This window comes from Pseudomonas sp. 22515, from assembly GCF_052044625.1.
Taxonomy (GTDB): Bacteria; Pseudomonadota; Gammaproteobacteria; order Pseudomonadales; family Pseudomonadaceae; genus Aquipseudomonas; species Aquipseudomonas alloputida.
Genome location: NZ_JBQENN010000032.1, coordinates 5264 through 31444, shown reverse-complemented (window position 1 = coordinate 31444; position 26181 = coordinate 5264). Strand labels below are relative to the sequence as shown.

The 26181-nt window shown below is 60.8% G+C and carries 28 protein-coding genes and 1 tRNA gene; 12 read left to right on the top strand and 17 right to left on the bottom strand.

Going from position 1 to position 26181, the window contains the following annotated elements; genetic code table 11:
- Positions 1 to 14 precede the first annotated feature (14 nt).
- From pth to ACTJJN_RS23655, 10 genes are all read right to left on the bottom strand, one after another.
- Positions 15 to 599, bottom strand: a complete 585-nt coding sequence (gene pth / locus ACTJJN_RS23700; protein ID WP_003247413.1) for an aminoacyl-tRNA hydrolase — start codon at positions 597 to 599, stop codon at positions 15 to 17.
- Between the two features lie 79 nt (positions 600 to 678).
- Positions 679 to 1272 carry a 50S ribosomal protein L25/general stress protein Ctc gene (locus ACTJJN_RS23695; protein ID WP_003247411.1) on the bottom strand — a complete coding sequence of 198 codons (594 nt, stop codon included), beginning with the start codon at positions 1270 to 1272 and terminating at the stop codon, positions 679 to 681.
- Positions 1273 to 1390: 118 nt separating this feature from the next.
- Positions 1391 to 2332 (bottom strand): ribose-phosphate pyrophosphokinase, encoded by a 942-nt coding sequence (locus tag ACTJJN_RS23690; protein WP_003247410.1) that lies wholly within the window; start codon positions 2330 to 2332, stop codon positions 1391 to 1393.
- 48 nt (positions 2333 to 2380) lie between these two features.
- Positions 2381 to 2455, bottom strand: a tRNA-Gln gene (locus ACTJJN_RS23685).
- A gap of 20 nt (positions 2456 to 2475) precedes the next feature.
- Positions 2476 to 3336, bottom strand: coding sequence for a 4-(cytidine 5'-diphospho)-2-C-methyl-D-erythritol kinase (gene ispE, locus ACTJJN_RS23680; RefSeq protein WP_221100766.1), 861 nt, complete (start codon positions 3334 to 3336; stop codon positions 2476 to 2478).
- Between the two features lie 4 nt (positions 3337 to 3340).
- Entirely contained in the window at positions 3341 to 3958 is a 618-nt protein-coding gene (gene lolB / locus ACTJJN_RS23675; RefSeq protein ID WP_003247402.1) for a lipoprotein insertase outer membrane protein LolB, read from the bottom strand.
- Positions 3959 to 3962: 4 nt separating this feature from the next.
- Positions 3963 to 5684 carry a tetratricopeptide repeat protein gene (locus ACTJJN_RS23670; RefSeq protein ID WP_012051182.1) on the bottom strand — a complete coding sequence of 574 codons (1722 nt, stop codon included), beginning with the start codon at positions 5682 to 5684 and terminating at the stop codon, positions 3963 to 3965.
- Positions 5685 to 6531: 847 nt separating this feature from the next.
- Positions 6532 to 6891, bottom strand: coding sequence for a hypothetical protein (locus tag ACTJJN_RS23665; protein ID WP_014755319.1), 360 nt, complete (start codon positions 6889 to 6891; stop codon positions 6532 to 6534).
- Positions 6888 to 7865 (bottom strand): hypothetical protein, encoded by a 978-nt coding sequence (locus ACTJJN_RS23660; protein WP_266028608.1) that lies wholly within the window; start codon positions 7863 to 7865, stop codon positions 6888 to 6890. The genes ACTJJN_RS23665 and ACTJJN_RS23660 overlap by 4 nt, the downstream gene beginning before the upstream one ends.
- A gap of 9 nt (positions 7866 to 7874) precedes the next feature.
- Positions 7875 to 8363, bottom strand: a complete 489-nt coding sequence (locus ACTJJN_RS23655) for an Hcp family type VI secretion system effector (RefSeq protein ID WP_440781665.1) — start codon at positions 8361 to 8363, stop codon at positions 7875 to 7877.
- A 1093-nt stretch (positions 8364 to 9456) separates the two neighbouring features.
- Between ACTJJN_RS23655 and hemA the strand changes: the two genes are divergently transcribed.
- The 6 genes from hemA (at position 9457) to ACTJJN_RS23625 (ending at position 14807) form a co-directional block, all read left to right on the top strand.
- Positions 9457 to 10734, top strand: a complete 1278-nt coding sequence (gene hemA / locus ACTJJN_RS23650) for a glutamyl-tRNA reductase (RefSeq protein ID WP_003247394.1) — start codon at positions 9457 to 9459, stop codon at positions 10732 to 10734.
- Complete coding sequence (gene prfA / locus ACTJJN_RS23645; RefSeq protein WP_003247392.1) at positions 10731 to 11813, top strand: peptide chain release factor 1; 1083 nt, start codon at positions 10731 to 10733, stop codon at positions 11811 to 11813. Before hemA ends, prfA begins: the two co-directional genes overlap by 4 nt.
- Positions 11813 to 12643, top strand: coding sequence for a peptide chain release factor N(5)-glutamine methyltransferase (gene prmC, locus ACTJJN_RS23640; protein WP_004575885.1), 831 nt, complete (start codon positions 11813 to 11815; stop codon positions 12641 to 12643). The genes prfA and prmC overlap by 1 nt, the downstream gene beginning before the upstream one ends.
- The gene (locus ACTJJN_RS23635) at positions 12637 to 13392 is read left to right on the top strand and encodes a molybdopterin-synthase adenylyltransferase MoeB (protein WP_014755324.1); all 756 of its coding nucleotides are present in this window, start codon (positions 12637 to 12639) and stop codon (positions 13390 to 13392) included. The genes prmC and ACTJJN_RS23635 overlap by 7 nt, the downstream gene beginning before the upstream one ends.
- The gene (gene murI / locus ACTJJN_RS23630; RefSeq protein ID WP_014755325.1) at positions 13385 to 14182 is read left to right on the top strand and encodes a glutamate racemase; all 798 of its coding nucleotides are present in this window, start codon (positions 13385 to 13387) and stop codon (positions 14180 to 14182) included. Before ACTJJN_RS23635 ends, murI begins: the two co-directional genes overlap by 8 nt.
- Positions 14183 to 14288: 106 nt before the next feature.
- A complete protein-coding gene (locus ACTJJN_RS23625; protein ID WP_003247385.1) occupies positions 14289 to 14807 on the top strand; it encodes an acyloxyacyl hydrolase in 519 nt (172 codons plus the stop codon).
- Positions 14808 to 14930: 123 nt separating this feature from the next.
- On the opposite strand, the gene ACTJJN_RS23620 is transcribed toward ACTJJN_RS23625, so the two are convergent.
- From ACTJJN_RS23620 to ACTJJN_RS23600, 5 genes are all read right to left on the bottom strand, one after another.
- Entirely contained in the window at positions 14931 to 15629 is a 699-nt protein-coding gene (locus tag ACTJJN_RS23620) for an SDR family oxidoreductase (RefSeq protein ID WP_014755326.1), read from the bottom strand.
- Between the two features lie 11 nt (positions 15630 to 15640).
- Positions 15641 to 17068: a deoxyribodipyrimidine photo-lyase gene (phrB, locus tag ACTJJN_RS23615; protein ID WP_004575883.1), complete on the bottom strand. Its 1428-nt coding sequence runs from the start codon at positions 17066 to 17068 to the stop codon at positions 15641 to 15643.
- On the bottom strand, positions 17059 to 17958 hold the full coding sequence (locus ACTJJN_RS23610) for a MerR family transcriptional regulator (RefSeq protein ID WP_003247379.1): 900 nt from the start codon (positions 17956 to 17958) through the stop codon (positions 17059 to 17061). Before ACTJJN_RS23610 ends, phrB begins: the two co-directional genes overlap by 10 nt.
- Positions 17948 to 18916 carry a YbgA family protein gene (locus tag ACTJJN_RS23605; protein ID WP_003247377.1) on the bottom strand — a complete coding sequence of 323 codons (969 nt, stop codon included), beginning with the start codon at positions 18914 to 18916 and terminating at the stop codon, positions 17948 to 17950. The genes ACTJJN_RS23610 and ACTJJN_RS23605 overlap by 11 nt, the downstream gene beginning before the upstream one ends.
- A 103-nt stretch (positions 18917 to 19019) precedes the next feature.
- A complete protein-coding gene (locus ACTJJN_RS23600) occupies positions 19020 to 20006 on the bottom strand; it encodes an NAD(P)/FAD-dependent oxidoreductase (RefSeq protein WP_012051188.1) in 987 nt (328 codons plus the stop codon).
- 187 nt (positions 20007 to 20193) lie between these two features.
- Here ACTJJN_RS23600 and ACTJJN_RS23595 point away from each other — a divergent pair, with 187 nt between their 5' ends.
- Both ACTJJN_RS23595 and hemH read left to right on the top strand, forming a co-directional pair.
- Positions 20194 to 21099, top strand: a complete 906-nt coding sequence (locus ACTJJN_RS23595; RefSeq protein WP_440781664.1) for a TIGR01777 family oxidoreductase — start codon at positions 20194 to 20196, stop codon at positions 21097 to 21099.
- Positions 21100 to 21112: 13 nt separating this feature from the next.
- The gene (hemH, locus tag ACTJJN_RS23590) at positions 21113 to 22129 is read left to right on the top strand and encodes a ferrochelatase (protein WP_014755330.1); all 1017 of its coding nucleotides are present in this window, start codon (positions 21113 to 21115) and stop codon (positions 22127 to 22129) included.
- Positions 22130 to 22164: 35 nt separating this feature from the next.
- Here hemH and ACTJJN_RS23585 read toward each other — a convergent pair whose 3' ends face one another.
- Together ACTJJN_RS23585 and upp are read right to left on the bottom strand one after the other, a co-directional pair.
- Positions 22165 to 23430 (bottom strand): uracil-xanthine permease family protein, encoded by a 1266-nt coding sequence (locus ACTJJN_RS23585; RefSeq protein WP_440781663.1) that lies wholly within the window; start codon positions 23428 to 23430, stop codon positions 22165 to 22167.
- 2 nt (positions 23431 to 23432) lie between these two features.
- A complete protein-coding gene (upp, locus tag ACTJJN_RS23580; protein WP_003247366.1) occupies positions 23433 to 24071 on the bottom strand; it encodes a uracil phosphoribosyltransferase in 639 nt (212 codons plus the stop codon).
- 162 nt (positions 24072 to 24233) lie between these two features.
- Here upp and ACTJJN_RS23575 point away from each other — a divergent pair, with 162 nt between their 5' ends.
- From ACTJJN_RS23575 to ACTJJN_RS23560, 4 genes are all read left to right on the top strand, one after another.
- Entirely contained in the window at positions 24234 to 24791 is a 558-nt protein-coding gene (locus ACTJJN_RS23575) for a hypoxanthine-guanine phosphoribosyltransferase (RefSeq protein ID WP_010951990.1), read from the top strand.
- A gap of 2 nt (positions 24792 to 24793) precedes the next feature.
- Positions 24794 to 25267: a WbuC family cupin fold metalloprotein gene (locus tag ACTJJN_RS23570; protein WP_088513045.1), complete on the top strand. Its 474-nt coding sequence runs from the start codon at positions 24794 to 24796 to the stop codon at positions 25265 to 25267.
- A 51-nt stretch (positions 25268 to 25318) separates the two neighbouring features.
- Complete coding sequence (locus tag ACTJJN_RS23565; RefSeq protein ID WP_440781662.1) at positions 25319 to 25789, top strand: hypothetical protein; 471 nt, start codon at positions 25319 to 25321, stop codon at positions 25787 to 25789.
- A 68-nt stretch (positions 25790 to 25857) separates the two neighbouring features.
- Positions 25858 to 26148, top strand: a complete 291-nt coding sequence (locus ACTJJN_RS23560; RefSeq protein WP_003247360.1) for a PA4642 family protein — start codon at positions 25858 to 25860, stop codon at positions 26146 to 26148.
- Positions 26149 to 26181: the final 33 nt, after the last annotated feature.

Sequence of the window (26181 nt, the reverse complement as noted above, 5' to 3'; positions counted from 1 at the left end):
CTCTCTAAAGGAAATCAGGCCTTCTGGCTGTGCAGCTCGCGCATCGCCTTGGCGAAATCGCCGGCAAGCACGTCCGGCAGCACGCCGAGGGCAAAATCGATGCTGGCGTCGAGCTTCTCCTGCTCGGCGCGCGGCGCGCGGCCCAGGACGAAGTTGGATACCAGTTTGGCGTCACCCGGGTGGCCGATGCCAAGCCGCAGGCGGTGGAAGTCGTTCTGGTTACCGAGCTGCGCGATGATGTCGCGCAGGCCGTTGTGCCCACCATGGCCGCCGCCGCGCTTGAGCTTGGCAACGCCCGGGGGCAGATCGAGTTCGTCGTGTGCCACCAGTATCGCTTCCGGCTTGATGCGGAAGAAATTGGCCAAGGCCGCTACGGACTGGCCGCTGCGGTTCATGTAGGTGGTGGGGATCAACAAACGAACGTCGTTGCCCTGATGGCTGAATTTAGCCGTCAGGCCGAAATACTTTTTGTCAGCGGTCAGCGAAACACGCTGGGCGCTGGCAAGGCGTTCAACGAAAAGAGCCCCTGCGTTATGCCGGGTCTGTTCGTACTCGGGGCCGGGGTTACCCAGGCCAACGATCAACTGGATGGCGGTCACGTCAGGGGCTCTTCCTTGGAGTTGGTGGGTTACAGTGCGCGCGGCACTGTAACCCGATCAACGCCGGCGTGCGAGTGGATTACTCGGCAGCGCCTTCTGCTTCTGGAGCAACGCGTGGAGCGTGAACGTTGGCAACAGCTTTGTCATCACCGTGGGCCAGAGCAACGAACTCTACGCCTTTCGGAGCTTTCAGGTCCGACAGGTGGATGATGGTGCCGATTTCGGCGTTGCCCAGGTCAACTTCGATGAACTCAGGCAGGTCTTTGGCTTCGCAGGAAACTTCGATCTCGGACTCAACGTGGGAGATCTCGCCGCCTTTCTTGACCGGGGCTTCTTCGTTGATGAAGTGAACCGGAACCTTGGCGGTCAGCTTCTGGCCAGCAACGACGCGAACGAAGTCAGCGTGCATGATGAACTGCTTGGCTGGGTGGCGCTGCATGGCCTTGATGATGACGTTCTGCTTAACACCGTCAACGTTCAGTTCGATAACGTGGCTGAAGGCAGCTTCGTTTTCGAACAGCTTGGTGATTTCCTTGGCCAGGATGGTCAGGGATTGAGCTTCTTTATCGCCACCGTAGACAACGGCTGGGATGCTCAGCGAGTGACGCAGGCGGCGGCTCGCACCTTTCCCCAGGTCAGTACGCGCTTGGGCGTTCAGAATAAAATCAGTCATTTTGTTTCTCCAAAATAGCCCCCCGAGGGCGTTTGCGACCAGCGCCAACGGGGATGGCAAAAAAGCCCCGCCCCAACACAGGTTGGGGCGGGGCGCTTCACATCAACACGTGTCCCGCTTAGCGGAACATCGCGCTGATCGATTCTTCGTTGCTGATGCGGCGTACCGCTTCAGCGACAACCGGTGCGATATCCAGCTGGCGGATACGATCACAGGCTTGAGCAGCGGCGGACAGCGGAACGGTGTTGGTCACCACCAGCTCGTCCAGTACCGACTTCTCGATGTTCTCGATGGCGCGGCCCGACAGGACAGGGTGCGTGCAATAGGCGTAAACCTTGGCAGCGCCGTGCTCTTTCAGGGCTTTGGCCGCGTGGCACAGGGTGCCTGCGGTGTCGACCATGTCGTCTACCAGGATGCAGGTGCGCCCTTCGACGTCGCCGATGATGTGCATAACCTCGGAGTGGTTAGCCTTTTCGCGGCGTTTGTCGATGATACCCAGATCGACGCCCAGGGACTTGGCGACAGCGCGTGCGCGCACGACACCACCGATGTCCGGGGAGACGATCATCAGGTTCTCGAAACGCTGGTCTTCGATGTCGTCAACCAGTACGGGCGAGCCGTAGATGTTGTCGACGGGGATATCGAAGAAGCCTTGGATCTGGTCAGCGTGCAGGTCGACGGTGAGTACACGGTCGATACCTACGACAGTGAGCATGTCAGCAACGACTTTGGCGCTGATGGCTACACGTGCCGAACGCGGACGGCGGTCCTGGCGGGCATATCCGAAGTAGGGAATCACGGCGGTGATTCGGGATGCTGAGGAGCGGCGGAAGGCGTCGGCCATCACTACCAGTTCCATCAGGTTATCGTTGGTCGGGGCGCAGGTCGGCTGAATAATGAAAACGTCTTTACCGCGAACATTTTCATTGATCTCAGTACTGATCTCGCCGTCGGAGAATTTACCGACAGAGACGTCACCGAGAGGGATATGCAGCTGACGTACGACACGCCGAGCCAGATCGGGGTTAGCGTTCCCCGTAAAGACCATCATCTTGGACACGCGCAGTACCTGAAGGCTGAGGGTATACCTGGATGAGTATAAGGAAAATGGCAGGGGCGGCTGGATTCGAACCAACGCATGGCAGGATCAAAACCTGCTGCCTTACCGCTTGGCGACGCCCCTGTATCTGTTGCTGCGAACGCTCATGCGCTCGACTTCTTGACCAGACTTTGCAGCTTGCGATGCAACATCGAAATATTGCTTCCTTTCGCCACAAACCCTGTTTGGGTCGCTGAAAGAAGGGCCAGAACTTTATCAGCTTCGGCTTTGCTTGGGAAGGCCCCAAACACACAACTTCCAGTGCCGGTTAGTCGAGCCTCAGTGAATTTTCCCAGTGAATTCAACGCATTGCGAACTTCTGGGTAATTCTGCTCTACCACCGGTTGGCAGTCATTTCGACTGTTTCCCTCGGGAACGGGGCGCATCTTAAGGGGGAGAGAATCACGTGTCAACTGTGGATGTGAAAAAATTTCTACTGTGCTGACAGACACTTGCGGCACCAGCACGACATACCAGGGTTCGGTCGGGTCGACCGGGGTCAGTTGTTCGCCTACGCCTTGCGCGAATGCTGCGTGGCCGCGTACGAACACCGGCACATCGGCGCCCAGGCTCAGGCCCAGTGCGGCCAGGCGGTCTTCGTCCCAGTCCAGTTGCCACAGGTGGGCCAGGGCCAGCAAAGTGGTCGCGGCGTCCGAGCTGCCACCGCCGATACCTCCGCCCATGGGCAGTACCTTGGTCAGCCAGATGTCGGCGCCAAGCGTGGTGCCCGATTGTGCTTGCAGCATGCGCGCGGCCCGTACGATCAGGTTGCTGTCGTGGGGGACGGACTCGATCTCGGTGTGCAAGCGGATCACGCCATCGTCACGCAGGGCAAAACTCAATTCGTCGCCATGGTCTAGAAACTGAAACACCGTTTCCAGTTCGTGGTAACCGTCTGCGCGGCGGCCGATGATGTGCAGCCACAGGTTGAGCTTGGCCGGGGCGGGCAGGGTGAGCTTTTGCATGCGATCAATGCCCCAGCTGGCGCGGCTGCCAGTCCTTGACCACCAGGGTCACGTCCAGGTCCTTGCCGTGCAGCTTCAGGCGCTCGGGCAACCAGTAGCCGTTCTGTTCGGTGTAGCTCAGGTACTGCACCTGCCAGCCATCCTGGTCGAGGCTGGCCAGGCGGCTGTCGCCATCCAGGGTCAGCTTGCTCTTGCTGTCGGGGGCGGGCAGGCCGCGCACCCACCAGACCAGGTGCGAAACCGGCAGTTGCCAGCCCAGTTGCTCTTCCAGCAGGGCTTCTGGGCTGGTGGCTTCGTAGCGGCCCTGGTTGGCCACTTCCAGCACCACGCCACCTGGGCGGCCGGTAAGGCGTGCGGCACCACGGCCCAGCGGGCCGGCCAGGCGAATGTCGTAATAGTCCTGACGTTGCAGCCAGAACAGCGTGCCGCTGCCGGAATCGCGCGGGGCACGGATACCGACCTTGCCGTTGATCTGCCAGCCATCGAGGCTGCTCAGCTGCGCTTTGTGGGCGCGCCACTGCTGCGGGTCGCCGTGGCCCTGCAGGGCCTCGCGGCTACCGAAGCCGGCACAGCCGGCCAGCAGGGCGATCATGGTAAAGGTGATGCAATGGCGCAGGAACATGGCGTTAAAGAGTCTCGGATCCGGTCAGGCGCAAAAGGGTCTTGCGCAGGATAGGGCTGTCGGCCTGGGCCTCGAAGCCCTTGGCCCATACATGGCGAGCTTCGCGGCGCTTGCCGTTGGCCCACAGTACTTCGCCCAGGTGGGCGGCCACTTCGTGGTCGGGGAAGTTGGCAAAGGCCTGGCGCAGGTAGGTTTCAGCGACGTCGAGGTTGCCCAGGCGATAGTTGACCCAACCCAGGCTGTCGAGCACTGCCGGGTCATCGGGGGTCAATTGGTGGGCCTTGTCGATCAGCGCCTTGGCTTCGGCATAGCGGGTGGTGCGGTCGGCCAGGGTGTAGCCCAGGGCGTTCAGGGCCATGGCGTTTTCTGGCTCGCGGGCGATGATGGCGCGCAGGTCTTTTTCCATCTGCGTCAAATCGTTGCGCTTCTCGGCCAGCATGGCGCGGGTGTAAAGCAGGTTGAGGTCGTCCGGGTAGCGCTGGATGGCTTGCTGCAGCACCTGATTGGCCTGGGCGTCCTTGTTGTTGTTGCTGTAGCTTTCCGATTCGATCAGGAATAGCTGGATGGCGTAGTCTGGCTGGGCTTCGCGCGCTTCGGCGAGCAGGCGCGAGGCATCGCTGCCGCGGCCGTTGGCGATCAGGATGTCGGCCTGGCGCAGCTGTGCCGGCAGGTAGTCTGGGCCTGGGCCGACCAGGGCGTATTCATCCAGAGCGCCAGCAGGGTCGTGGCGCTCCTCGTGGATGCGGCCCAGGTTCAGGTGCGCGGCGTCAACGTAGCTGTCGCGCTCGATCAGCTCCTGCAAGTAGCCTTCGGCTTCATCCCAGTCTTTGTTCTCCAGGCACACCAGCGCCAGCGAGTAGCGCAATTCGTCATCATCGGGGTATTGCTGGACCAGACTGATGAACTCGCCTTTGGCATCGGCAATACGGTCCTGTTCGACCAGGGTGCGAGCGTAGGTGAGGCGCAGGCGTTTGTCGTCTGGGTTGTCGCGAATCGCCCCGCGCAGCAGTGGCAGGGCCTCTGGACCACGGTCCAGGGCCTGCAGCAGACGGGCGCGCAGCAGGATCGGGGCGACTTCGCCGTTTTGTGCCGGGTGCGACTCAAGCAGTTCCAGGGCTTCTTCGGTCTTGCCGTCCTGGTTCAGCAGCAGGGCCTTGCCGAATATCAGCTGGCCGTTGTCGGGGTATTTCACCAGCAGGCGTTCGAAACTGTGTAGCAGGCCGTCGCGGGTGCTCTGATCGGTTTCGGCTGCGGACAGGGCGAGGAAGTCGAAGTGGGTGTCGCCCTGGCCCTGCAGTACCTTTTCCATGTAGGCCATGGACTCGTCATAGCGGCCGGCGCGGGCCAGCTGGATGGCGGCGGCGCGCTGGGCGTCGAGGTTCTGCGGGTCGTTGCGCGCCCAGACCAGTGCATTCTCCAGTGACGGCTCGTCGGCGCCGAGGTACTCGGCAATGCGGTAGGCGCGCTCGGAAACTGCTGGGTCCTGGGTTTTTGCCGCCTGATCGGTGTAGTTGGCCAGGGCGATGTCGAAACGGTTGCGCTGGCCGGCCAGCTCTGCCACCAACAGGCTATAGAGTGTGTCCTGCTTGAACGAACCATACACCACGGGCTTTTCCGCCTCTGCCTTGCCAGCTTCGGCGACGGGAGGCTCGGCCTTTTGCGGGGCCAGGCTCTGGCAGCCCTGGAGCAGGGCGAAGGCAAGCAGCAATGCGTATGGTTTGTTCATAGAAAGGCTTATTAGGAGGACTCACCGGCGGTCGGAGCATGATGACACAAGCGCGGAGGCAAACCCACCTGCGAAGGTCGTGGTTTACAGGCTGGGTGGTGCTGAGTAGGACAGCGGGGTGGGGGAGAGGTTCGCTGGGGCTTGTGCTTGAGGTTTGGCGCTGCTTTCAAAGGGTTTGGTAATGATCGGCAACATATAGGAATGCCCTAAAGAGTAACAGTGCGAGAAAAAGCGCTATGCACACAATGACGAGTCTGCTGAGTAATTTCTTCGTGTGGCTTGGTAATTGGTTTGCTTCTTTGGCATCTATTAAGCCTTTGCGTGCATAGGCTTTCGGGAAGGTTAGCATTAAAGATATTGTTCTGAATCGAAAAACTTTCCCGGTAAGGCCAAGTCCAGCATATGTTTTTCTGTCCTCGATGATTAACTTGCAATTGGATGGCATTGACTCAATGTGTTCAGTCAGGCGATGGGGTAATATGCACCAACTAGGCCTCCTCCCACGCTACCTGCCTATGAACTACTCTCGACTATTTTAGAACTTCTGCAATCTACCTGTCTTCCTAGGCATTCGTTATCCTCAGTCCCACCAGTAACAGCGCAGAGGAGTGCGCCTGTATCGGCTGTTGGCACGCCAAGAGCGAGACAAATACTAGGGGCAATAGTACCACCGTAGCTTGCTGCTATCCTTCCCCCGTCGACACGGCCTGTCAAGGAAGATTCATGGACGTATTTAGCTCTTCTGCACTCATTATCGCGGCCAGTGGTACAGGCTTTTGTAGGAAATATTCCCTCGTTACGTTGCCACGTCAGGTTTCGATTCGGGGCAAGTCGTATCGGCATGAAGTCATAGATAATGCGACAGCATCAGTGCAATGAACAAGGTGATGTGAATAACCCATAGGGTTAACAAAATGCGCTTTTCGCGGAGGGGGAAATTTTTTATTTCCTCAATTTCAGCGTAACCCCTGTAGATGAAGATTTTGGGGATGGCCAATAGTGTTGCAATCTGGCCGGTTCTTATTGTTTTGCCCAAGAGTCCGGCGTACTGGTAATTTTTGATGTTGTCAGATACGAGGCGGGAGGTGGGCAGGAAAGATTCAAAATGCTCGGTGTATTTGTGTGAGATAATAATTTGCGCGCTAGCGGCAATTAGCATTGCTGTAATCAGGATCAGCGCGATCAGTCCTGGCTCTATGTTAGTCATTTTGAGAACTCGTGATACAAAAAGTCACCTAATACCTCGCCTTTTTCTCCTGCGAAATCACCGGCTAACTTCGCCCCGGCAGCGCCACCGATGACCGCGCAGGTGAGTGCCCCTAGTCCGGCAGTCCCTACTCCTAGTGCCGCACATACTGCGGGTGCAACAATACTCCCTCCTAGGTAACCGCCTACAGCGCTACCAGCCAGACCTCCAGCTAATGATGCAGAGTTTACATATGCAGCACGCTGGCATTCGCTTTCTCTGCCCAGAATACAAGCCTGGCGAATCTCTAGCCCCGTCGCTGCTACGTCAAGCGCTATGCCAATATAGGTTCCCTTTTTGATCAGGTTGGCAGCCTTGCCCACCCCGGCAACCTTATCCGCATACCCCGCAATTTCACCCGTGTGCAAATAGCTTTTCGTAGAAATGGCCAGTGTCCTCTTGATCGATCCCTTGTTGCGCAATCCAGCGCCGAACGCCGCCAGCTTGCCCAACTGTTCGTCAAGTTTCGAGAACAGTGCCGTACGCTTGGCATAAAACTGGTCGCGGGCATTGAGCGTCCCTGAGCCCAGATGCTCCCTGTGCAATTTCTCGATTTCCAGCAATGTGTCCTCAATTGCTTTCAGATGCTTGCTCCAGCCATCGCTAACCACGCCTGCACCCATTGACGCGTGGGCGAGCAAGCTCTTCAACAGTTCGAAGTTCTCCAGAAAAAACTCATCGGCACCTTGCCCGCTGCGCATCAGCCCCATATGGGTCACGGCAGCTTTTGACATCAGATATGCCTCCTGACTGGTGCAGGAAGGCGTGGACCAGTCACCGACGATCACCAGTTCGCCGCCTCTGACCACGCTGTTGAAAATGTGCGAATTGAGGATGTCAAACTTGCTGGCCGAGTGCCCGGTCAGCGCGAAACCGGCCTTGAGCGTGTGGTAGCTTTGCATCCTGGGGTTGATGAACGCACGGGCTTCAGACATGGCGACCCCTCATGCGTACTTCTTGTTACCGATCCGGTCCCACCCGCCAGCAATGTTGCCGCCGCCGGAGCCGTCGGTGCGTTTTTGCTGGGTATAGGTGGTCTTGATTCGGCCGTAGTCGAGCTGAATCACCTCGATCGGCACGCCATCGGCGGCGCTCTGGGTGTAGTCGGCGATGATCACTTCTTCGAGAATGATTTCGTAATACTTGAGCTTGTCGCCGCCCGCGCGGCACAGCGCGAGTTTCACTTCCTTGAAATGCTGGCCTGCACAACTGGCCTCCATCAGTTTGCAACTGGCGCTGTCGAGAAACTTAGTGAAGGTGAAGTTGCTGGCTGCGGTGCGGCCAGAGCTGGCGCCGCCGGCGGAGCTTGCGGTGGCGGAGGTGCTTTGGCTTACACCGAATTCATAACCGGTCACTTCAATCCACTTGCTGTACTTTTCGTCCAAGGCTTCGCCTGGGATATCGCTGATTTGCAAATACGCGTCAAAAGCCATGTTTACCGCTCCTTGGCAAGGATGTGGGTACGGAATATTGATGTAACGACGGGACTTGCCCCGTCAGTGCTTGGCAAGGCTAGGCGCGGAAAGGGGGGAGGGCAACAGCTGGGCATATATTTGGGAAATGGACTACAAGATTATGGATAAGTCCTCTGGAAATATTTAGAAGTTTTCTCGCTCTGGTCGGATTACTTGGCCTGGGCGATATTGAAACCGGCCGGCCAATTTCGCGACCAGCAGACTATAGAACGTGTCTTTCTTGAATGAACCATGCATTACGGTTTTTCCAACTTGCTCTTGCTCTTGCTCTTGCTCTTGCTCTTGCTCTTGCTCTTGCTCTTGCTCTTGCTCTTGCTCTTGCTTCTAAGTGCGCGATAGTTGAGGCGACGCAGATTGCGACTTCAGGAGGCCGAGCGCAGGGCTTGCGGAGGGAGGTGACGGGCATGGATGCCCGTCAAGCGCTGGGCCCCAGGATGGGGCCTGCAGCGCGGTCCTCCCGGGAGCAAGTCCGGAGTGAGGGGACCCCGGAGCGTAGCGTAGGGGCCGGATGATGGTAGCCGACGGCTTTGGTTACTTTGGCCACGACCAAAGTAACCCGCCGGAAGGGCGGAAAGGTGACTACGCGCCACCTTCGCGAATGAATACCTACTTGATGTGGATGCTCACATCCAAGAAGCAAGAAGCAAGAAGCAAGAAGCAAGAAGCAAGGAGCAAGGAGCAAGGAGCGAAGTGGTCTGTTTTGACTCGGCGAACCGTCATTTGCGATGGCGACGCTGACTCACCTTTTCGCAAAAGGCTTAAGGCAGTTAGCTCTGTAACCAGCTTCTTGGCGTCCGTTGTCACGGGGCAAGCCCACCAAAAAACGCTGCGCTCCCATCATCCGGCCCCTGCGCTGCGCTCCGGGATCCCCTCTCACCGGCCTCCTGAAGTCGCGAAGATCAAAAGCGGGAGTGAAACCTGAAATCAACGTTGATGCTGGCCCGCGAGCGGCGATAGCCGCAGGACTATCAGCACAATAGCGAACGGTGGTTGTCCTGAAACCTGCGAAAGAGGACAATTATCGGCTTCCCGTCACAACCAGCGACCTTGCATGGCCTTTCTTGCACTTGGTATCAACCATAAGACTGCCTCGGTAGACGTACGCGAGCGCGTGGCGTTTACCCCAGAGCAGCTGGTAGACGCCCTGCAGCAGCTCTGCCGACTGACGTCCAGCCGCGAGGCGGCGATCCTGTCGACCTGCAACCGCAGTGAGCTCTATATAGAGCAGGACCACCTGTCCGCCGACGCCGTGCTGCAGTGGCTGGCCGACTATCACCGCCTCAGCCTCGACGAGTTGCGCGCCAGCGCCTACGTGCATGAAGAGCACGAGGCCGTGAAGCACATGATGCGCGTGGCCTCGGGCCTGGACTCGCTGGTTCTCGGCGAGCCTCAGATCCTGGGCCAGATGAAGTCCGCCTACGCCGTGGCCCGCGAAGCCGGTACCGTCGGGCCGTTGCTTGGGCGCCTGTTCCAGGCCACCTTCAGCGCCGCCAAGCAGGTGCGTACCGATACGGCCATCGGTGAAAACCCGGTTTCGGTTGCGTTCGCCGCGGTCAGCCTGGCCAAGCAGATTTTCGCCGACCTGGGCCGCAGCCAGGCCCTGCTGATCGGTGCCGGCGAAACCATCACCCTGGTCGCCCGCCACCTGCACGAGCAGGGCGTACGCCGTATCGTGGTGGCCAACCGCACCCTGGAGCGCGCCAGCATCCTGGCCGAGCAGTTCGGTGCGCATGCCGTGCTGCTGGCAGACATCCCCCAGGAACTGGCCAACAGTGACATCGTGATCAGTTCCACCGCCAGCCAGTTGCCGATCCTGGGCAAGGGCGCGGTCGAGAGCGCACTGAAACAGCGCCGACACAAGCCGATCTTCATGGTCGACATCGCTGTACCTCGCGATATCGAAACCGAAGTCGGCGAGCTGGATGATGTCTACCTGTACACCGTCGACGACCTGCACGATGTAGTGGCGGAAAATCTCAAGAGCCGCCAGGGCGCGGCCCAGGCGGCCGAAGAGCTGGTATCCGTGGGCGCCGAAGACTTCATGCTGCGCCTGCGCGAACTGGCTGCGGTGGACGTGCTCAGGGCCTATCGCCAGCAAAGTGAGCGCCTTCGCGACGAAGAACTGCAAAAGGCCCTGCGCCTGCTGGCCAATGGCGGCAACCCCGAAGACGTGCTGGCCCAGCTGGCCCGGGGCCTGACCAACAAACTCCTGCATGCGCCCAGCGTGCAGCTGAAAAAGCTCTCGGCCGAGGGCCGCCTTGATGCGCTGGCCATGGCCCAGGAACTCTTTGCCCTCAACGAGGGCTCCACGGACAAATCCCCGCAATGAAAGCGTCGCTGCTGAACAAACTGGAAATCCTCCAGGACCGTTTCGAAGAACTCACCGCCCTGCTCGGTGACGCCGAGGTTATTTCCGACCAGACGCGTTTTCGCGCCTACTCCCGCGAGTATGCCGAGGTAGAGCCGGTCTACGCTGCTTATAAAGAGTGGCGCAAAGTCCAGGATGACCTCGAAGGTGCCCAGGCGCTGCTCAAGGACAGTGACCCGGACCTGCGTGAAATGGCCGTGGAAGAGGTGCGTGAAGCCAAGGAGCAACTGCTGACGCTGGAGGCGCAGCTGCAGCGCATGCTGCTGCCCAAAGACCCCAACGACGGTCGCAACGTGTTTCTGGAAATCCGCGCCGGTACGGGTGGCGACGAGGCAGCCATCTTCTCTGGTGACCTGTTCCGCATGTATTCGCGCTACGCCGAAAAGCGCGGCTGGCGCCTGGAGATCTTGTCCGAGAACGAAGGCGAGCACGGCGGCTACAAGGAAATCATTGCCCGCGTCGAGGGCGAGAATGTCTACGGCAAGCTCAAGTTCGAGTCCGGTGCACACCGGGTTCAGCGTGTGCCCGAGACCGAGTCCCAAGGCCGTGTCCACACTTCCGCGTGCACGGTGGCGGTGCTCCCCGAGCCGGACGAGCAGGCCGCCATCGAAATCAACCCGGCCGACTTGCGCGTGGACACCTACCGTGCCTCCGGTGCCGGCGGCCAGCACGTCAACAAGACCGATTCGGCGATCCGTATCACCCACTTGCCCACCGGTATCGTGGTCGAATGCCAGGAGGAGCGCTCGCAGCACAAGAACCGCGCCCGCGCCATGTCCTGGCTGTCGGCCAAGCTGAACGACATGCAGACCAGTGCCGCGCAGAACGCCATTGCCAGTGAGCGCAAGCTGCTGGTGGGGTCCGGTGACCGCTCCGAGCGCATCCGCACCTACAATTATCCACAGGGGCGGGTGACCGACCACCGCATCAACCTGACCTTGTATTCGTTGGACGACATCCTCAGCGGTGGCGTAGACGCGGTGATCGAACCGCTGCTGGCCGAATACCAGGCCGATCAACTGGCCGCCTTGGGGGACTGATGACTGTCATCGCCAGCCTGTTGCGCAACGCGCAGTTGCCTGAATCGCCCACTGAGCGCCTGGATGCCGAACTGCTGCTGGCTGCGGCCATCGGTAAATCGCGCAGCTACCTGCATACCTGGCCCGAGCGTATTGTCAGCAGCGAAGATGCCGAGACCTATGCCGGCTACCTGCAGCGCCGCCGTGGCGGCGAGCCAGTGGCCTATATCCTTGGGCTGCAGGGCTTCTGGAAGATCGACCTGGAGGTTGCGCCGCATACCCTGATCCCGCGGCCGGATACCGAACTGCTGGTCGAGACGGCGCTTGAGCTGCAACCCGCTTCGCCAGCCAAGGTTCTCGACCTGGGTACGGGTACGGGGGCCATCGCTCTGGCGCTGGCCAGCGAACGCCCGGCCTGGCAGGTGACAGCGGTTGACCGGGTGGAGGAGGCTGCTGCCCTCGCCGAGCGCAACCGCCAGCGGTTAGGCCTGGCCAACGCTCGGGTACGGCTAAGCCACTGGTTCGACAGCCTGGCCGGGGAGCGTTTCGACCTCATTGTCAGCAACCCGCCCTACATCGCCGCTGAAGACCCGCACCTGGTGGCCGGCGACGTGCGCTTTGAGCCCAGCAGTGCCCTGGTGGCCGGTGCCGATGGCCTGGACGACCTTCGCGTGATCGCCGCCCAGGCCCCCGCGCACTTGTTGCCAGGTGGTTGGCTGCTGCTGGAACATGGCTACGATCAGGCGGCAGCGGTACGTGCTCTGCTGGCTGAACATGGCTTTATCGAGGTGGCCAGCCGCACGGACCTGGGCGGCCATGAACGCATTACCCTGGGGCGACTGCCATGCTGAGTGATCAGGAACTGCTGCGTTACAGCCGCCAGGTGCTGCTGTCCCAGATCGACATCGATGGCCAGCTGCGGCTCAAGCAGAGCAAAGCGCTGATCATCGGGCTGGGTGGCCTGGGCTCGCCAGTCGCCCTGTACCTGGCCGCCGCTGGCGTGGGTGAGCTGCATCTGGCCGACTTCGACACCGTCGACCTGACCAACCTGCAACGCCAGGTCATCCACGACAGTGCCAGCGTCGGCATGAGCAAGGTCGACTCTGCCTTGCAGCGCTTGCAGGCAATCAACCCGGAAGTCAGCCTGGTTGCTCACCGCCAGGCACTGGACGAGGACTCGCTGACGGCTGCGGTGGCGGCAGTCGACCTGGTACTGGACTGCTCCGACAATTTCTCTACCCGCGAGGCGGTCAACGCTGCCTGTGTCGCCGCCGGCAAGCCGCTGGTCAGCGGAGCGGCAATCCGTCTGGAGGGTCAACTGTCGGTGTTCGACCCGCGGCGCGACTACAGCCCGTGCTACCACTGCCTGTACGGGCATGGTAGCGAAGCCGAACTGACCTGCAGCGAAGCTGGCGTCATTGGCCCGCTGGTGGGGCTGGTGGGTAGCCTGCAGGCGCTGGAGGCGATGAAGCTGCTGGCTGGCTTCGGTGAGCCGTTGGTCGGCCGCTTGCTGTTGATCGATGCCCTCGGCACCCGTATCCGCGAGCTTCGTGTCAAGCGCGACCCGGCGTGCACGGTCTGTGGCAAGCGCGATGGCTGAGCGCTCGGCGCCGGTCGGCGTCATGGACTCGGGGGTTGGCGGTTTGTCGGTGCTGGCCGAGATCCAGCGCCTGCTGCCCAACGAGACGTTGCTGTATGTGGCCGACTGCGGGCATATACCCTACGGTGAGAAGTCGCCGGACTATATCCGCGAGCGCTGCCGGCACATTGCCGAATTCTTCCATGAGCAAGGCGCAAAGGCCATGGTGTTGGCCTGCAACACCGCCACGGTGGCGGCAGTGGCCGACCTGCGCGAGTTGTATCCGACCTGGCCGTTGGTGGGCATGGAACCGGCCGTCAAGCCTGCAGCGGCAGCCACACGCTCGGGCGTGGTCGGCGTGCTGGCCACCACCGGTACCCTACAGAGTGCCAAGTTCGCAGCCTTGCTCGACCGCTTCGCCAACGACGTACAGGTTATTACCCAGCCTTGCCCGGGGCTGGTCGAACTGATCGAAACCGGTGACCTTGCAAGTCCGGCGTTGCGCCAGATGCTGCAAGGTTACGTGCAGCCGCTGCTGGCAGCAGGTTGCGATACGCTGATCCTCGGCTGCACCCATTACCCTTTCCTTCGCCCATTGCTGGCCGGCATGGTGCCGAATGACGTGGCCATCATCGACACCGGCGCGGCCGTGGCGCGTCAGTTGCGACGGCTGCTGGGTGCCAGTGATCTCTTGGCCGAAGGCCCGGCCGGCGCTGCACGCTTCTGGACAAGCGCTGACCCAGAAGCCTTAAGAAAAATCCTACCTGTGCTGTGGCATAAGTCGGACGATGTGCAAAGCTTTGCGTTGTGAAAAAAACGTGAAAAAAGGCTGAACTATCGTTCCACTTCTGCTTTCTACCGCTTTGCCTGAGATGAGGCGGACACTAACAACAGCATCAGAAAGAAGGATGTTTCTTATGAGGAAACTGCTCGGCTTGGCAGCGGCTGCTGCCTTTGTTTTGGGGCAAGCGATGTCGGCACAAGCTGCCGATGTTTCGTTTTCGGTGGGGCAGACCGGCGATTCGACAATGGTTTACCGGCTAGGGCTGCAATCGAATTGGGATGCGAGTTGGTGGCAGACCAGCGTTGGTCGGCTGACCGGCTATTGGGATGGGGCCTACACCTACTGGGATGGCGACGAGACCGCAAGCAATCACAGCCTGTCCTTCGCGCCGGTGTTCGTCTATGAATTTGCCGGGGAGTCGGTGAAGCCTTACATCGAAGCCGGCATCGGGGTGGCGGCGTTCTCCAGCACCGAGCTGGAAAGCAACGAGCTGGGTTCGGCTTTCCAGTTTGAGGACCGCATCGGCTTTGGTTTGCGCTTTGCCGGCGGGCATGAGATTGGGGTGCGGGCGATTCACTATTCCAATGCCGGCATCAAAGAGCCCAATGATGGTGTAGAAAGCTACAGCCTGCATTACAGAATGGCGCTCTGAGTTCGCCTGCACTCGTCACTTCGCGGGCAATGCCCGCTCCTGCCGGCATACCACAGCACTCAAGGTATGGGTAATTTGCAGGAGCGGGCTTGCCCGCGAAGACGGTAATGCTGATTTCAGGTGTTAACGCGCCAGCGGCCACAGGCTACTGAGGTCCAGCGTCTCCAGGATCAGTTCGGGTTCTCTCTGAGGCCAACGCCGCAGCAACTCCTCTGCGGCACTGCCGGGCGTCCACGCCTCCGGTATCGCCTGTGCCGACGTTAGCGTAACCTTCAACGATTGTGGCCCTACAATGGTCAGTGCTACCCCTTGGTCCTCAAGGGCCTTGCGTTGCTCACGCATCCATTGCGGCAAATTGTTCCAGCCCGCAGTCACCTGTGTCGGTGCAAACAGCTGCAACGCCGAATAGCGGTTGAAAAGCGCCATCACCTGCGGCGACTGACCCTTTTCCAGCAACGGCAGCGCTTTGCTCAGGCAATGCTCTGCGGCCAGCTGGTTGGTAGTGACGATCGCTTCGATCAGCTCACTGTCACTGGCATTGTCTGGCAGGTAATCGGTGGTGCCGGTGTTGAGGATCAGCCCGTCCAGCGAACACCAGGCATGGCAAATTTGTTGGCACGCATGGCTGACGTGTTGTTCTTCATGCAACTGCCACGGCAACCGCAACAATTGGCTGCCGTAGCGTGCCCCCAAAGCATCCAGTGCGTCGCTATTCTTGCCACTCGCGGCAACGCGATGTCCTTCATCGAGCATCCGCTCCACCAAAGCCAAGCCAAGTCCGTTGCTTGCGCCCGTAACCCAGAAACTGCGTGAGTTAATCAAGACGTTATCCCCTAATTCTGCCGGCGTGGCAGCCCTTTGAACGCTTCCAGGGCCCGCTGGCGACTGCTGCTGAGATCTACGATTGGACTTAGGTAAGAAGTATTACCGAAAAGGTCCGTCGATTTAATGGGCTGATGGATGGCTTTTTCATCGAGTGCTTGTAGTTCTGGTACCCAGTGGCGAATGAAATGCCCCTGAGGATCGAAGCGCTGCGACTGCGAAACCGGGTTGAAGATACGGAAATAGGGCACCGCATCGGTGCCGGTGGACGCACTCCACTGCCAACCCCCGTTGTTGGCGGCCAGATCGCCGTCTATCAGGTTTCGCATGAAGTGTCGCTCGCCCTTGCGCCAGTCAATCAGCAGGTTCTTGCTGAGGAACATGGCCACGATCATGCGCAAGCGGTTGTGCATCCACCCGGTGTGCAGCAACTGGCGCATGGCGGCATCGATGATCGGGAAGCCGGTGCGGCCCTGCTCCCAGGCCTCCAGGTCTGCCGGGGCGTCACGCCAGGGCAAGGCTTCGGTTTGGGCGCGGAAGGCGCGGTGGCGCGAGACCTGTGGATAACCGCTCAGGATGTGCTTGTAGAACTCCCGCCAGAGTAGCTCGTTTATCCAGGTCTGCACGCCCATGCTGCCACTGTCGAACTCGCCCCGGTTGCTGGCCAGTGCACCGTGCAAGCATTGGCGGGGCGAAATCACGCCGGCGGCCAGGTAGGGGGAAAGCTGGCTGGTGCCGGGCTTGGCAGGTAAGTCGCGCAAGTGGTGGTAGTCGTCGATGGTTTCGTCCAGGAAGCGTGACAGACGGGACTGTGCCTCAGCCTCACCTGCTGGCCAGTGGTCGCGCAGTGCGGGCGTGGTTTTTCCGAACCCCTCTACATGTTGCGGGATTGGGTCGCTGCCGATGTTCAGCGGGGCCTGGCGCTTCACCCGCCGTGCCAGGGCCGGCAGGCTGCGGTGCAGATGCTCAAGGCAGGTCTTCTTGAACTGACTGAACACCTGGAAGTAATCGCCACTGCGAGTCAGTACGGTGCCCGGACGGAAGAACAGCTGGTCGAGGTAGCTGTGCGCCTGGATGGCCGACTTTTCCAGCAGTGCCCGGGTGGCATCATCCCGGCGCTGCTCATTGATGCCGTACTCCTCGTTCCAGTGCACGCTTTGCACCTGATGTTGGCGACAGACATCGAGCACCGCCTGTGGCGCCTGGTCCCAGGTATCGATTGTGCGGATCAGCAGGGGGATGTTCAGCTTTTCCAGTGATTGGCGCAGGTCATGCAGGTTACGCAGCCAGAAGTCGACTTTGCAGGCGGCATCGTCATGGGCTTGCCATTGTCCGGGGCTGACCAGCCACAGGGCGATGGTCGGGCCGCGCTCGGTGGAGGCGCTGAGTGCAGTGTTGTCATCGATACGCAGGTCGCTGCGCAGCCAGGTCAGGTGCATGGGGCATTTATCTCTACAGGCTGTCGATCATGGGCTTGAAGCACGCGCAATGCCGCCTGCGGGGTGTCGAACAGGAAAAGGTCGGGTAGCTCAAAAGCCTTCAAGCGGGCTTCATGCAGCGCCAGCGTGGCACCACCCAACAGCTTGGGGATTGGTAAGCCTTGCAGGGTGCGCAGCAACGCCTTGTCGTCGATGCGTGGGCCCAAGTGCAGGAGTAAGGCGCGTGGTTTGAGCGCGTTGACGGCGCTTAGCAATTGCGGGCCTGCGACGGGCTGCTCGAGCACCTCGACCGGGAAGCCATTGCTGGTGAGCAGCCAGGCGCACAACCATAAGTCTGGGCTGAAGGTGCGTTCGCTGTCTTCGGCCAGCAGCACGGCGGGCCCTTGCAGCAGCTGGTTGTCGTGGTACACGCGGGCACCGAGCTTGCTGCGCAGCCAGCTGTGGAAAAAGACCTGCTCCAGCCGAGCGTTGAAGTAATTGCGCCAGCGCTGGTCGAGCATGTCGAGCAGCGGCAGCAGCAGTTGTTCGCACAGGGTGACTGCCGGGTACAGCGCCATGGCCTGGTTAAGTTGCTGGTCGAGGGCGCGCTGTGAAAGGCCGGCGATGGCTTCGATCAGCTGGAATTGCCTGGCTTGCCAGTCCCCCTTCGGTGGGGTGCTGGCGGGTTTGTCGAGCAACTCGCGGACTTGGCCGACCGACGCGCCACGCTGCAGCCAAGCCAGGACCGCCTCGACGCGTTCGACCTGCTCAAGTGGGTACAGGCGATGCCCCTTGGCGGTGCGCTGTGGCTTGAGCAACCCATACCGGCGCTCCCAGGCGCGCAGGGTGACCGGGTTTACGCCGGTGCGACGGGCAAGTTCGCCGATGGGCAGCAAGTCCTCAGACCGCATTGCGCAAGCCCAGGCTCTCGGGGTGCGGCTGCAGGTAGGCTTGTTGCTGCAGGTAGGGGTCTGGGTGCTTGCGCAAATGGTGTTTGAGCAAGGTCAGTGGCACTACCAGTGGTACCACGCCTTGTTGGTATTGGCCGATGACTGCCTGCAACTCGGCCTTGTCCTGCTGCGTCAGGGCATCCTTGAAGTAACCGCTCAGGTGCTGCAGCACGTTACTGTGGGTGCCGCGGCTCGCGCAGCGGCGCAGGGCTTGCATCAGCTGGCTGAAATAGCGCGGGCCGATGCTCTGTGGTTCATCAGCCTTGCTCATGCTGCCAAGCAGGCGGCCGAGGGTGCGATAGGCCTGGGGGTTATTGGCCATCAGCAAATACTTGTAGCGCGAATGAAAGCGTACCAGCGCGCCACGGTTCAGGCCCTCGGCCAGCAGGCGCTGCCAGTCGGCGTAGGCGTAAACGCGGCTTATGAAGTTCTCGCGCAGCACGGGGTCATGCAGGCGGCCTTCTTCCTCTACTGGCAGGTCCGGGCGCAATGCACAGAAAGCCTGGGCATAGACGCCGCGCCCACCATGCACGGCCGGGTGGCCATTGTCCTGATAAACCTTTACCCGTTCCAGGCCGCAAGAAGGTGACTTCTGCATGAAGATGTAGCCGCAGATGTCGTCAAGTTCGTTGGCCATCTGCTCGCCATAGGTGCGCAGCGGGTCGGTCAGGTCCTTGCCGGGGTCGCGGGTGCCGACCACTTCGGGTTGCTCGGGGTTGCCGACCAGGCGAATCGGGTCGCGCGGAACACCCAGGCCGATTGCCACTTCCGGACACACAGGTAGCCAGTCGAAGTGCTGTTCCAGCTGTTTACGGCACAGGTCGGAGGCCTTGTGGCCGCCGTTGTAGCGCACGCTGTGCCCGGTCAGGCAGGCGCTGATGGCGATACGCGGCTTGCGGTGGGCGGAAGGGTCGTGCATGGCTGCCTCCGAAAATAAACCTGTACGTGACTCGAAACTTGTACAGGTTTATTTCAGCACAGCGCTGAAGTTATGCAAACTAGTATTTTTGTATAGTTCGGCATCACTCAAGGTGTTCGAGCAAGCGCCGCGCCGCTTCCTGGCCACTGAGCCATGCGCCCTCGACGCGGCCGGACAGGCACCAATCCCCACAGGCGTACAAGCCCTGGTCGGCATCGGCCAGTGCGCCCCACTCATGGTTGCTACTGGGGCGGGCATAGAGCCAGCGGTGGGCCAGGGCGAAGGTGGGCGGTGGTACCACGCAGCCGACCAGTTCGGCGAATTCGCCCCACAACTGTTCGATCACTACTTCTTTGGGCAGGTCGATGTGTTGGCGGCTCCAGTCTGACGTCGCGTGCAGTACCCAGGTGTCCAGGTGCTCGTCGCGGCCGGGCTTGCTGCGATTGCGGGCCAGCCAGTCCAGCGGGTTGTCCTGCACGAAGCAGCCTTGCATTGGCGTATCCAGCGGTGCCTGGAAGGCGAGGGCCACGGCCCAGGTAGGTTCCATTTGCACGCCAGCGGCCACGGCCGCCAGCTTCGGTGTGGCGGCCAGAAGTGGCGTGGCCTGCGGTGCCGGTACGGCGATGACCACACGGCTGTAGGGGCCGTGGCTGCAACCTTCGGTATCTTGCAGGTGCCAGTACTGCTTGCCGCGAAACACTTCCGCTATGCGGCAGCCGAAGTTGACCGTGACGTCCTTGAGCAAGCCGCGGGTAATGGCGCTCATGCGTGGCACGCCTACCCAGCGCGTCTGCTCGTCAGGGGAAGGGGTGAGTTCGCCGTCACGGTAGTTATACAGTTGAGGCTTCCATTGTTCGGCCCAGCCGGCGGCCACCCATTGCTGCACCTGATCGACAAAGCGTCGGTCACGGGCAGTGAAGTACTGTGCGCCCAGGTCGAGCGCGCCGGCTTCGCTGCGCTTGCTGGCCATGCGCCCGCCACTGCCGTGGCCTTTGTCGAACAAGTGCACGGATTGCCCGGCCTTTTGCAAAGCCTGGGCGGCTGACAAACCGGCGATGCCGGCCCCGATGATAGCGATAGGTATTGTCATGATGGCCTCTTCAAACCTTGCTGTGAGCAGACTACGCTGTCAGGCAAACCTGTACAATGCAAAAATTCTGTATAAGGTTATTCCGTGTTAGCGGGCAGGTTGGCCTATGTTTATCCGAGAGCGTCGGGTCAAAAAAGTGCCTTGCTGTTAAAAATAGACCACCGACGCATTCTGCGAGGACACAGCCATGCATATATTGCTGACAGGTGGCACCGGTTTGATTGGCAAGCATCTGTGCCAGTACTGGCTGGGCCAAGGGCATCGGCTTACGGTTTGGAGCAGGCGTCCTGAACAGGTGGCAAAAATCTGTGGTAGCGGGGTGCGCGGTATCGCGCGCCTGGAGCAGTTGGAGGCCGACGATCATCTTGATGCGGTGGTCAACCTTGCGGGTGCGCCGATTGCCGACAGGCCCTGGACGGCCGCCCGGCGCAATGTGCTGTGGGCCAGCCGTGTCACCCTTACCGAGCAATTGCTGGCTTGGTTGGGCACCCGTGAGCAGCGCCCGGAGGTGTTGATCTCCGGCTCTGCGGTAGGTTGGTACGGAGACGGTGGCGAACGCGAACTGACCGAGGCTTCACCCCCGGTGCGTGAAGATTTCGCCAGCCAGTTGTGCATTGCCTGGGAAGAGACCGCCCAGCGTTCGCAAGCGCAGGGGATCCGCGTGGTACTGGTCCGTACTGGCCTGGTGCTGGCCAGCGATGGCGGCTTTTTGTCGCGCCTGCGCATACCCTTCAAGCTGGGGGTGGGCGGGCCTTTGGGCAATGGGCGGCAGTGGATGCCCTGGGTTCATATAGACGACCAGGTCGCCCTGATTGATTTTCTCTTGCAGCACAAGGATGCCAGCGGTCCTTATAATGCCTGCGCGCCGGAGCCGGTGCGCAACCGTGAGTTTGCCAGGCGACTGGGCCGCGCCCTGCATCGGCCGGCGCTGTTGCCAGTGCCGGCATTGCTGCTCAAGGCCGGGTTTGGCGAGATGTCCACCTTGCTGCTGGGAGGCCAGCGGGCGCGCCCGGTACGCTTGCTGGAAGCCGGCTTCACCTTCCGCTTCAACGATCTGCAATCGGCGCTGGACAACCTGTCCAGTCGCCTCTGACATAGGACGCTGCATGACCGATCACGCCCTGCTGCTGGTCAACCTGGGTTCCCCGGCCTCCACCTCGGTAGCCGATGTGCGCCGTTACCTCAACCAGTTCCTCATGGACCCGTACGTGGTCGACCTGCCGTGGCCGGTGCGGCGCTTGCTGGTGTCGCTGATCCTGATCAAGCGGCCAGAGCAGTCGGCACACGCCTACGCTTCGATATGGTGGGAGGAGGGCTCGCCTCTGGTTGTGCTGACCCGTCGCCTGCAGGCAGCGATGGTCGAGCACTGGCCCCATGGCCCAGTGGAAATTGCCATGCGCTACGGCCAGCCAGCGTTGCCTGATGTGTTGGAGCGGCTGGCCGCCCAAGGTGTGCGCAAGGTGACTTTGGCGCCGCTTTATCCACAGTTCGCCGACAGCACGGTGACCACGGTGGTCGAGCTGGCAAAACAGACGGTCAGCGAGCGCCAGTTGCCGTTGCAGATGCGTGTGCTGCAGCCGTTCTACGAGCACCCGGCGTACATCGAGGCACTGGCTGCCAGTGCCCGGCCGTACCTTGAGACGGGTTACGACCACCTGCTGCTGAGCTTCCATGGTTTGCCGGAGCGGCACCTGAAAAAGCTGTTTCCGAAAGGGGTCAAGCACGACCTGCGTGCTGCCGATTGCTGCCACGGTGCAACCGCCGAAGTACGTTCGGTTTGCTATCGCGGGCAATGCCTGGCTACGGCCAAAGCCTTTGCGCAGAAAATGGGCATACCTGATGGCAAGTGGTCGGTATCGTTCCAGTCGCGACTGGGCCGGGACAAGTGGATCGAACCCTACACCGAGACGCGGTTGGATGAACTGGCCAAGGCCGGTGTGAAGAAGCTGCTGGTGATGTGCCCGGCGTTTGTGGCGGATTGCATCGAGACGCTGGAAGAGATAGGCATGCGTGGCAGCGAGCAGTTTGTCGAGGCGGGTGGCCGGGAGCTGGTGCTGGTGCCGTGCCTGAATGATCACCCGGAGTGGGTGAGGGTGTTGGCTGATATGTGTGAAAAGGCCTGAATCGAAGGGGCCGCCTTGCGGCCCCTACCGACCGTTTACACATCCAGCTTCTTGTGCTTCCAGCTGTCATTACCCGGCAGAATCAGGTTCAGCGCAATAGCCACAATGGCGCACAGGGCGATGCCCTTCAGGCCCCAGTCATCCGGGCCGTCACCGCTGCCGATCAGCACGCCGCCGATACCGAACACCAGTGTCACCGAGACGATCACCAGGTTGCGTGCTTCGCCCAGGTCAATCTTGTGGCGGATCATGGTGTTCATGCCCACCGCTGCAATCGAGCCGAACAGCAGGCACAGAATGCCGCCCATCACCGGCACCGGGATGCTCTGCAGCAGCGCGCCGAACTTGCCGATGAACGCCAGGGTAATGGCGAAGACCGCTGCCCAGGTCATGATCTTCGGGTTGTAGTTCTTGGTCAGCATCACCGCGCCGGTCACTTCGGCATAGGTGGTGTTGGGCGGGCCGCCGAACAGGCCGGCTGCAGTAGTCGCCAGGCCGTCGCCCAGCAATGTCCGGTGCAGGCCAGGCTTTTTCAGGTAGTCACGGCCGGTCACGCTGCCCACTGCGATCACCCCGCCGATATGCTCGATCGCCGGCGCCAGCGCAACCGGGACGATGAACAGAATGGCCTGCCAGTTGAACGCAGGGGCGGTGAAATTGGGGATTTCCAGCCACGGTGCGGCAGCGATCCTGGCGGTGTCGACCACGCCAAAGGCGAACGACAGGGCAAAGCCCACCAGCACGCCGGAGATGATAGGCACCAGGCGGAAAATGCCCTTGCCGAATACGGCAACGATCAAGGTTGTCAGCAGCGCTGGCATCGAGATCAGCATGGCCGTCTTGTATGGCATCAGCACTGTACCGTCCCCACCTTTGCCCATCGCCATGTTGGCGGCGATCGGTGCCATGGCCAGGCCGATGGAGATGATCACCGGGCCGATCACCACCGGCGGTAGCATGCGGTCGATGAAACCGGTGCCTTTGATTTTTACCATCAGGCCCATGAAGGTGTACACGAAGCCGGCAGCCATCACGCCGCCCATGGTCTCGGCCAGGCCGAACTGGCCTTTGGCGAGGATGATCGGCGTGATGAAGGCAAAGCTCGAGGCCAGGAACACCGGTACCTGCCGGCCGGTGACCAGCTGGAACAGCAGGGTGCCGATGCCGGCGGTGAACAGCGCGACGTTCGGGTCGAGGCCGGTGATCAGGGGCATCAGCACCAGCGCGCCGAATGCCACGAAGAGCATCTGCGCGCCCGAAACGACCTGGCGCCAGAGCGGGTCGTTGAAGCCGTCCTGCATGGTCAGGCGTCCTTTTGCTTGGTGCCGAAGATCTTGTCACCGGCATCACCCAGGCCTGGCACGATGTAGCCGTGCTCGTTCAGGCGCTGGTCGATCGAGGCGGTGTAGATCTTCACGTCCGGGTGGGCTTTTTCCACCACCTCGATGCCTTCTGGTGCGGCGACCAGCACCATGGCGCGAATCTCTTTGCAGCCGGCCTTTTTCAGCAGGTCGATGGTGGCAACCATCGAGCCGCCGGTGGCCAGCATCGGGTCGATGATCAGGGCCAGGCGCTGGTTGATGTCCGGCGCGAGCTTTTCCAGGTAGGTGTGGGCTTCGAGGGTTTCTTCGTTTCGGGCAACGCCGACGGCGCTGACCTTGGCACCCGGGATCAGGCTGAGCACGCCGTCGAGCATGCCGATGCCGGCGCGCAGGATCGGTACTACGGTGATCTTCTTGCCGGCGATTTTTTCAACCGAGACCTTGCCACACCAGCCGTCGATCTCGTAGGTTTCGAGGGGCAGGTCCTGGGTGGCTTCATACGTCAGGAGCGCGCCGACTTCCTGGGCGAGTTCGCGAAAATTTTTGGTGCTGATATCGGCACGGCGCATCAGGCCAAGCTTGTGGCGGATCAGCGGATGGCGGATCTCACGAGTGGGCATAGGGGAGGGCTCCGAAAGGCGGGCAAAAAAACCGCGCTAGATTAATCTATTCAGCCTGTGCTGTCGTCTGGTCATTCTGGACGTTAGTCCATAAATGCTTGATCTGTGACGAGCGGATGCGTACCTTTGCCCGCTTTTCCAAAATGCCCCCCGGAGCGCGCCATGTCCGCCGATCTCGAGCATATCCGTCAAGTCATGCATGAAGCTGACTGCCTGTACACCGAAGCCGAAGTCGAAGCGGCCATCGCCAAAGTCGGCGAACAGATCTGCAAGGACCTGCACGACAAGAACCCGGTTGTGTTCTGCGTGATGAATGGTGGCCTGATCTTCTCCGGCAAACTGCTGACTCACCTGCAGTTCCCGCTGGAAGCCTCCTACCTGCACGCTACCCGCTACCGCAACCAGACCAGCGGCGGCGAGCTTTTCTGGAAGGCCAAGCCGGAAGTGTCCTTCATCGACCGTGACGTGTTGATCGTTGACGATATCCTCGACGAAGGCCACACCCTCAGCGCCATCATCGAGTTTTGCAAGCATGCCGGCGCCCGCTCGGTGTACACCGCTGTGCTGATCGACAAGGATCACGACCGCAAGGCAAGCCCTGACCTCAAGGCCAACTATGTGGGCCTGCCTTGTGTCGATCGCTATATCTTCGGTTACGGCATGGACTACAAAGGGTACTGGCGCAATGCTAACGGCATCTTCGCCGTAAAGGGGCTGTAACCGTGCGCCAGCCTGCGTTCATCGACCAATCGCTGTTCGTCGGGCTGGCCGAAAAGGCCGCAGCCAACCCGCGCGGGCGGCAGCATCACACCTTCCACGAAATGGAAGAGCCCTGCCATCGCATGGCGGTCGGGCTGCAACCAAGCACCTACATTCCGCCGCATCGCCATGTGAGCGCCGACAAGGCTGAAACCTTGATAGCACTCAAGGGGTGCTTTGGCCTGCTGATCTTCGATGAACAGGGCACGGTTGCAGACAAGCGGGTGCTGCAGGCCGGTGGCGACTGTCTGGGTGTGGATCTGGCGCCTGGTACCTACCATGGCTTGGTGGTGCTGGAGCCCGACAGCATCCTGTTCGAGTGCAAGGCTGGGCCATACCGACCAGTGAGCGAGGGCGAGCACGCACACTGGGCGCCGCGCGAGGGTGAAGCCGGCGTGGCCGATTACCAGGCCTGGATGCGCGCGCAGTTCGATTGATATCGGCTGCACCCGGCATGCTAGAGTGCTCCTTCATACAAGGAGCCTCACATGCGTGCGATTCTTCCCCTCCTGCTGGCGGTCAGCCTGCCGCTCGCTGCCGCACCGCTGCACAGTCAGTTCCTGCCATCTGATGACCAGTCCCTGCGCCAGGAAGCGCCGACCAGCCAGCAATTGCTGCAAGTGACTGACTATTCGGTGGTCGTAGGGGCCCAGCGCCAGTCCGATCAGCAGCCGATTCCGATCACATCGTCGTTGCAGGTGCGCCTGAAGGGCAAGCCGCTGAGCAAGGGCGCAACCATTGCCCAGGTGCTGCTGACGTTCGATGGTGAAGCGGCCAAAAGCCTGAAAAAGCCTGTGTATGACGCTAAAACCCGCACCTTGAGCCTGAATTACCCAGTCAGCAACTACCGGGTGGTCATGGACCTGCTGCGTAACGAAACCCTGTACGTGCAGTTTCTGACTTACGGCAACGGCCATATCTGGGCCGACCTGCACACCGGGACGGTACGTACGCGTTGAGGCGCGAAGCCTGCGGGGGGTAAACTGCCGGCCTTCGAAATTCCGTGATGGTCCAGTTGGAGTCGGCAATGCGTAAAGACAAGAAACAGGTAATCGGTGACGAAATCAGCGACGACTACATCAAGTCGTTCCTTCAGTTCGAGCCGGCCGATGGTGTGACTTCGCCGTCGCTGCACAAGCTGGTCAAGGCTTACCGTGGCCTGCGCGTGGACGACTTTGAGCGCTTTGTAGGCTTCTTCGTCGAGGCTGGCCTGGACCTGGATGGCAAGGACGAGCACGGCAAGACCTTCGTCGAGCAAATTGCCGACCAGCGCAATGCCCCTGAGTACATCGAGATCATCGATAAAGCCCGCGGCTGATCTGTAGCCAGTGCCGGCCTCGTCGCGGGCGCG

Coding starts and splice junctions, on each gene's coding strand:
- ACTJJN_RS23695 (WP_003247411.1), bottom strand. CDS start 1,272: ATGACTGATTTTATTCTGAACGCCCAAGCGCGTACTGACCTGGGGAAA.
- ispE (WP_221100766.1), bottom strand. CDS start 3,336: ATGCAAAAGCTCACCCTGCCCGCCCCGGCCAAGCTCAACCTGTGGCTG.
- lolB (WP_003247402.1), bottom strand. CDS start 3,958: ATGTTCCTGCGCCATTGCATCACCTTTACCATGATCGCCCTGCTGGCC.
- ACTJJN_RS23670 (WP_012051182.1), bottom strand. CDS start 5,684: ATGAACAAACCATACGCATTGCTGCTTGCCTTCGCCCTGCTCCAGGGC.
- ACTJJN_RS23665 (WP_014755319.1), bottom strand. CDS start 6,891: ATGACTAACATAGAGCCAGGACTGATCGCGCTGATCCTGATTACAGCA.
- ACTJJN_RS23660 (WP_266028608.1), bottom strand. CDS start 7,865: ATGTCTGAAGCCCGTGCGTTCATCAACCCCAGGATGCAAAGCTACCAC.
- ACTJJN_RS23655 (WP_440781665.1), bottom strand. CDS start 8,363: ATGGCTTTTGACGCGTATTTGCAAATCAGCGATATCCCAGGCGAAGCC.
- hemA (WP_003247394.1), top strand. CDS start 9,457: ATGGCCTTTCTTGCACTTGGTATCAACCATAAGACTGCCTCGGTAGAC.
- prfA (WP_003247392.1), top strand. CDS start 10,731: ATGAAAGCGTCGCTGCTGAACAAACTGGAAATCCTCCAGGACCGTTTC.
- prmC (WP_004575885.1), top strand. CDS start 11,813: ATGACTGTCATCGCCAGCCTGTTGCGCAACGCGCAGTTGCCTGAATCG.
- ACTJJN_RS23635 (WP_014755324.1), top strand. CDS start 12,637: ATGCTGAGTGATCAGGAACTGCTGCGTTACAGCCGCCAGGTGCTGCTG.
- murI (WP_014755325.1), top strand. CDS start 13,385: ATGGCTGAGCGCTCGGCGCCGGTCGGCGTCATGGACTCGGGGGTTGGC.
- ACTJJN_RS23625 (WP_003247385.1), top strand. CDS start 14,289: ATGAGGAAACTGCTCGGCTTGGCAGCGGCTGCTGCCTTTGTTTTGGGG.
- phrB (WP_004575883.1), bottom strand. CDS start 17,068: ATGCACCTGACCTGGCTGCGCAGCGACCTGCGTATCGATGACAACACT.
- ACTJJN_RS23610 (WP_003247379.1), bottom strand. CDS start 17,958: ATGCGGTCTGAGGACTTGCTGCCCATCGGCGAACTTGCCCGTCGCACC.
- ACTJJN_RS23605 (WP_003247377.1), bottom strand. CDS start 18,916: ATGCACGACCCTTCCGCCCACCGCAAGCCGCGTATCGCCATCAGCGCC.
- ACTJJN_RS23600 (WP_012051188.1), bottom strand. CDS start 20,006: ATGACAATACCTATCGCTATCATCGGGGCCGGCATCGCCGGTTTGTCA.
- ACTJJN_RS23595 (WP_440781664.1), top strand. CDS start 20,194: ATGCATATATTGCTGACAGGTGGCACCGGTTTGATTGGCAAGCATCTG.
- hemH (WP_014755330.1), top strand. CDS start 21,113: ATGACCGATCACGCCCTGCTGCTGGTCAACCTGGGTTCCCCGGCCTCC.
- ACTJJN_RS23585 (WP_440781663.1), bottom strand. CDS start 23,430: ATGCAGGACGGCTTCAACGACCCGCTCTGGCGCCAGGTCGTTTCGGGC.
- upp (WP_003247366.1), bottom strand. CDS start 24,071: ATGCCCACTCGTGAGATCCGCCATCCGCTGATCCGCCACAAGCTTGGC.
- ACTJJN_RS23575 (WP_010951990.1), top strand. CDS start 24,234: ATGTCCGCCGATCTCGAGCATATCCGTCAAGTCATGCATGAAGCTGAC.
- ACTJJN_RS23565 (WP_440781662.1), top strand. CDS start 25,319: ATGCGTGCGATTCTTCCCCTCCTGCTGGCGGTCAGCCTGCCGCTCGCT.
- ACTJJN_RS23560 (WP_003247360.1), top strand. CDS start 25,858: ATGCGTAAAGACAAGAAACAGGTAATCGGTGACGAAATCAGCGACGAC.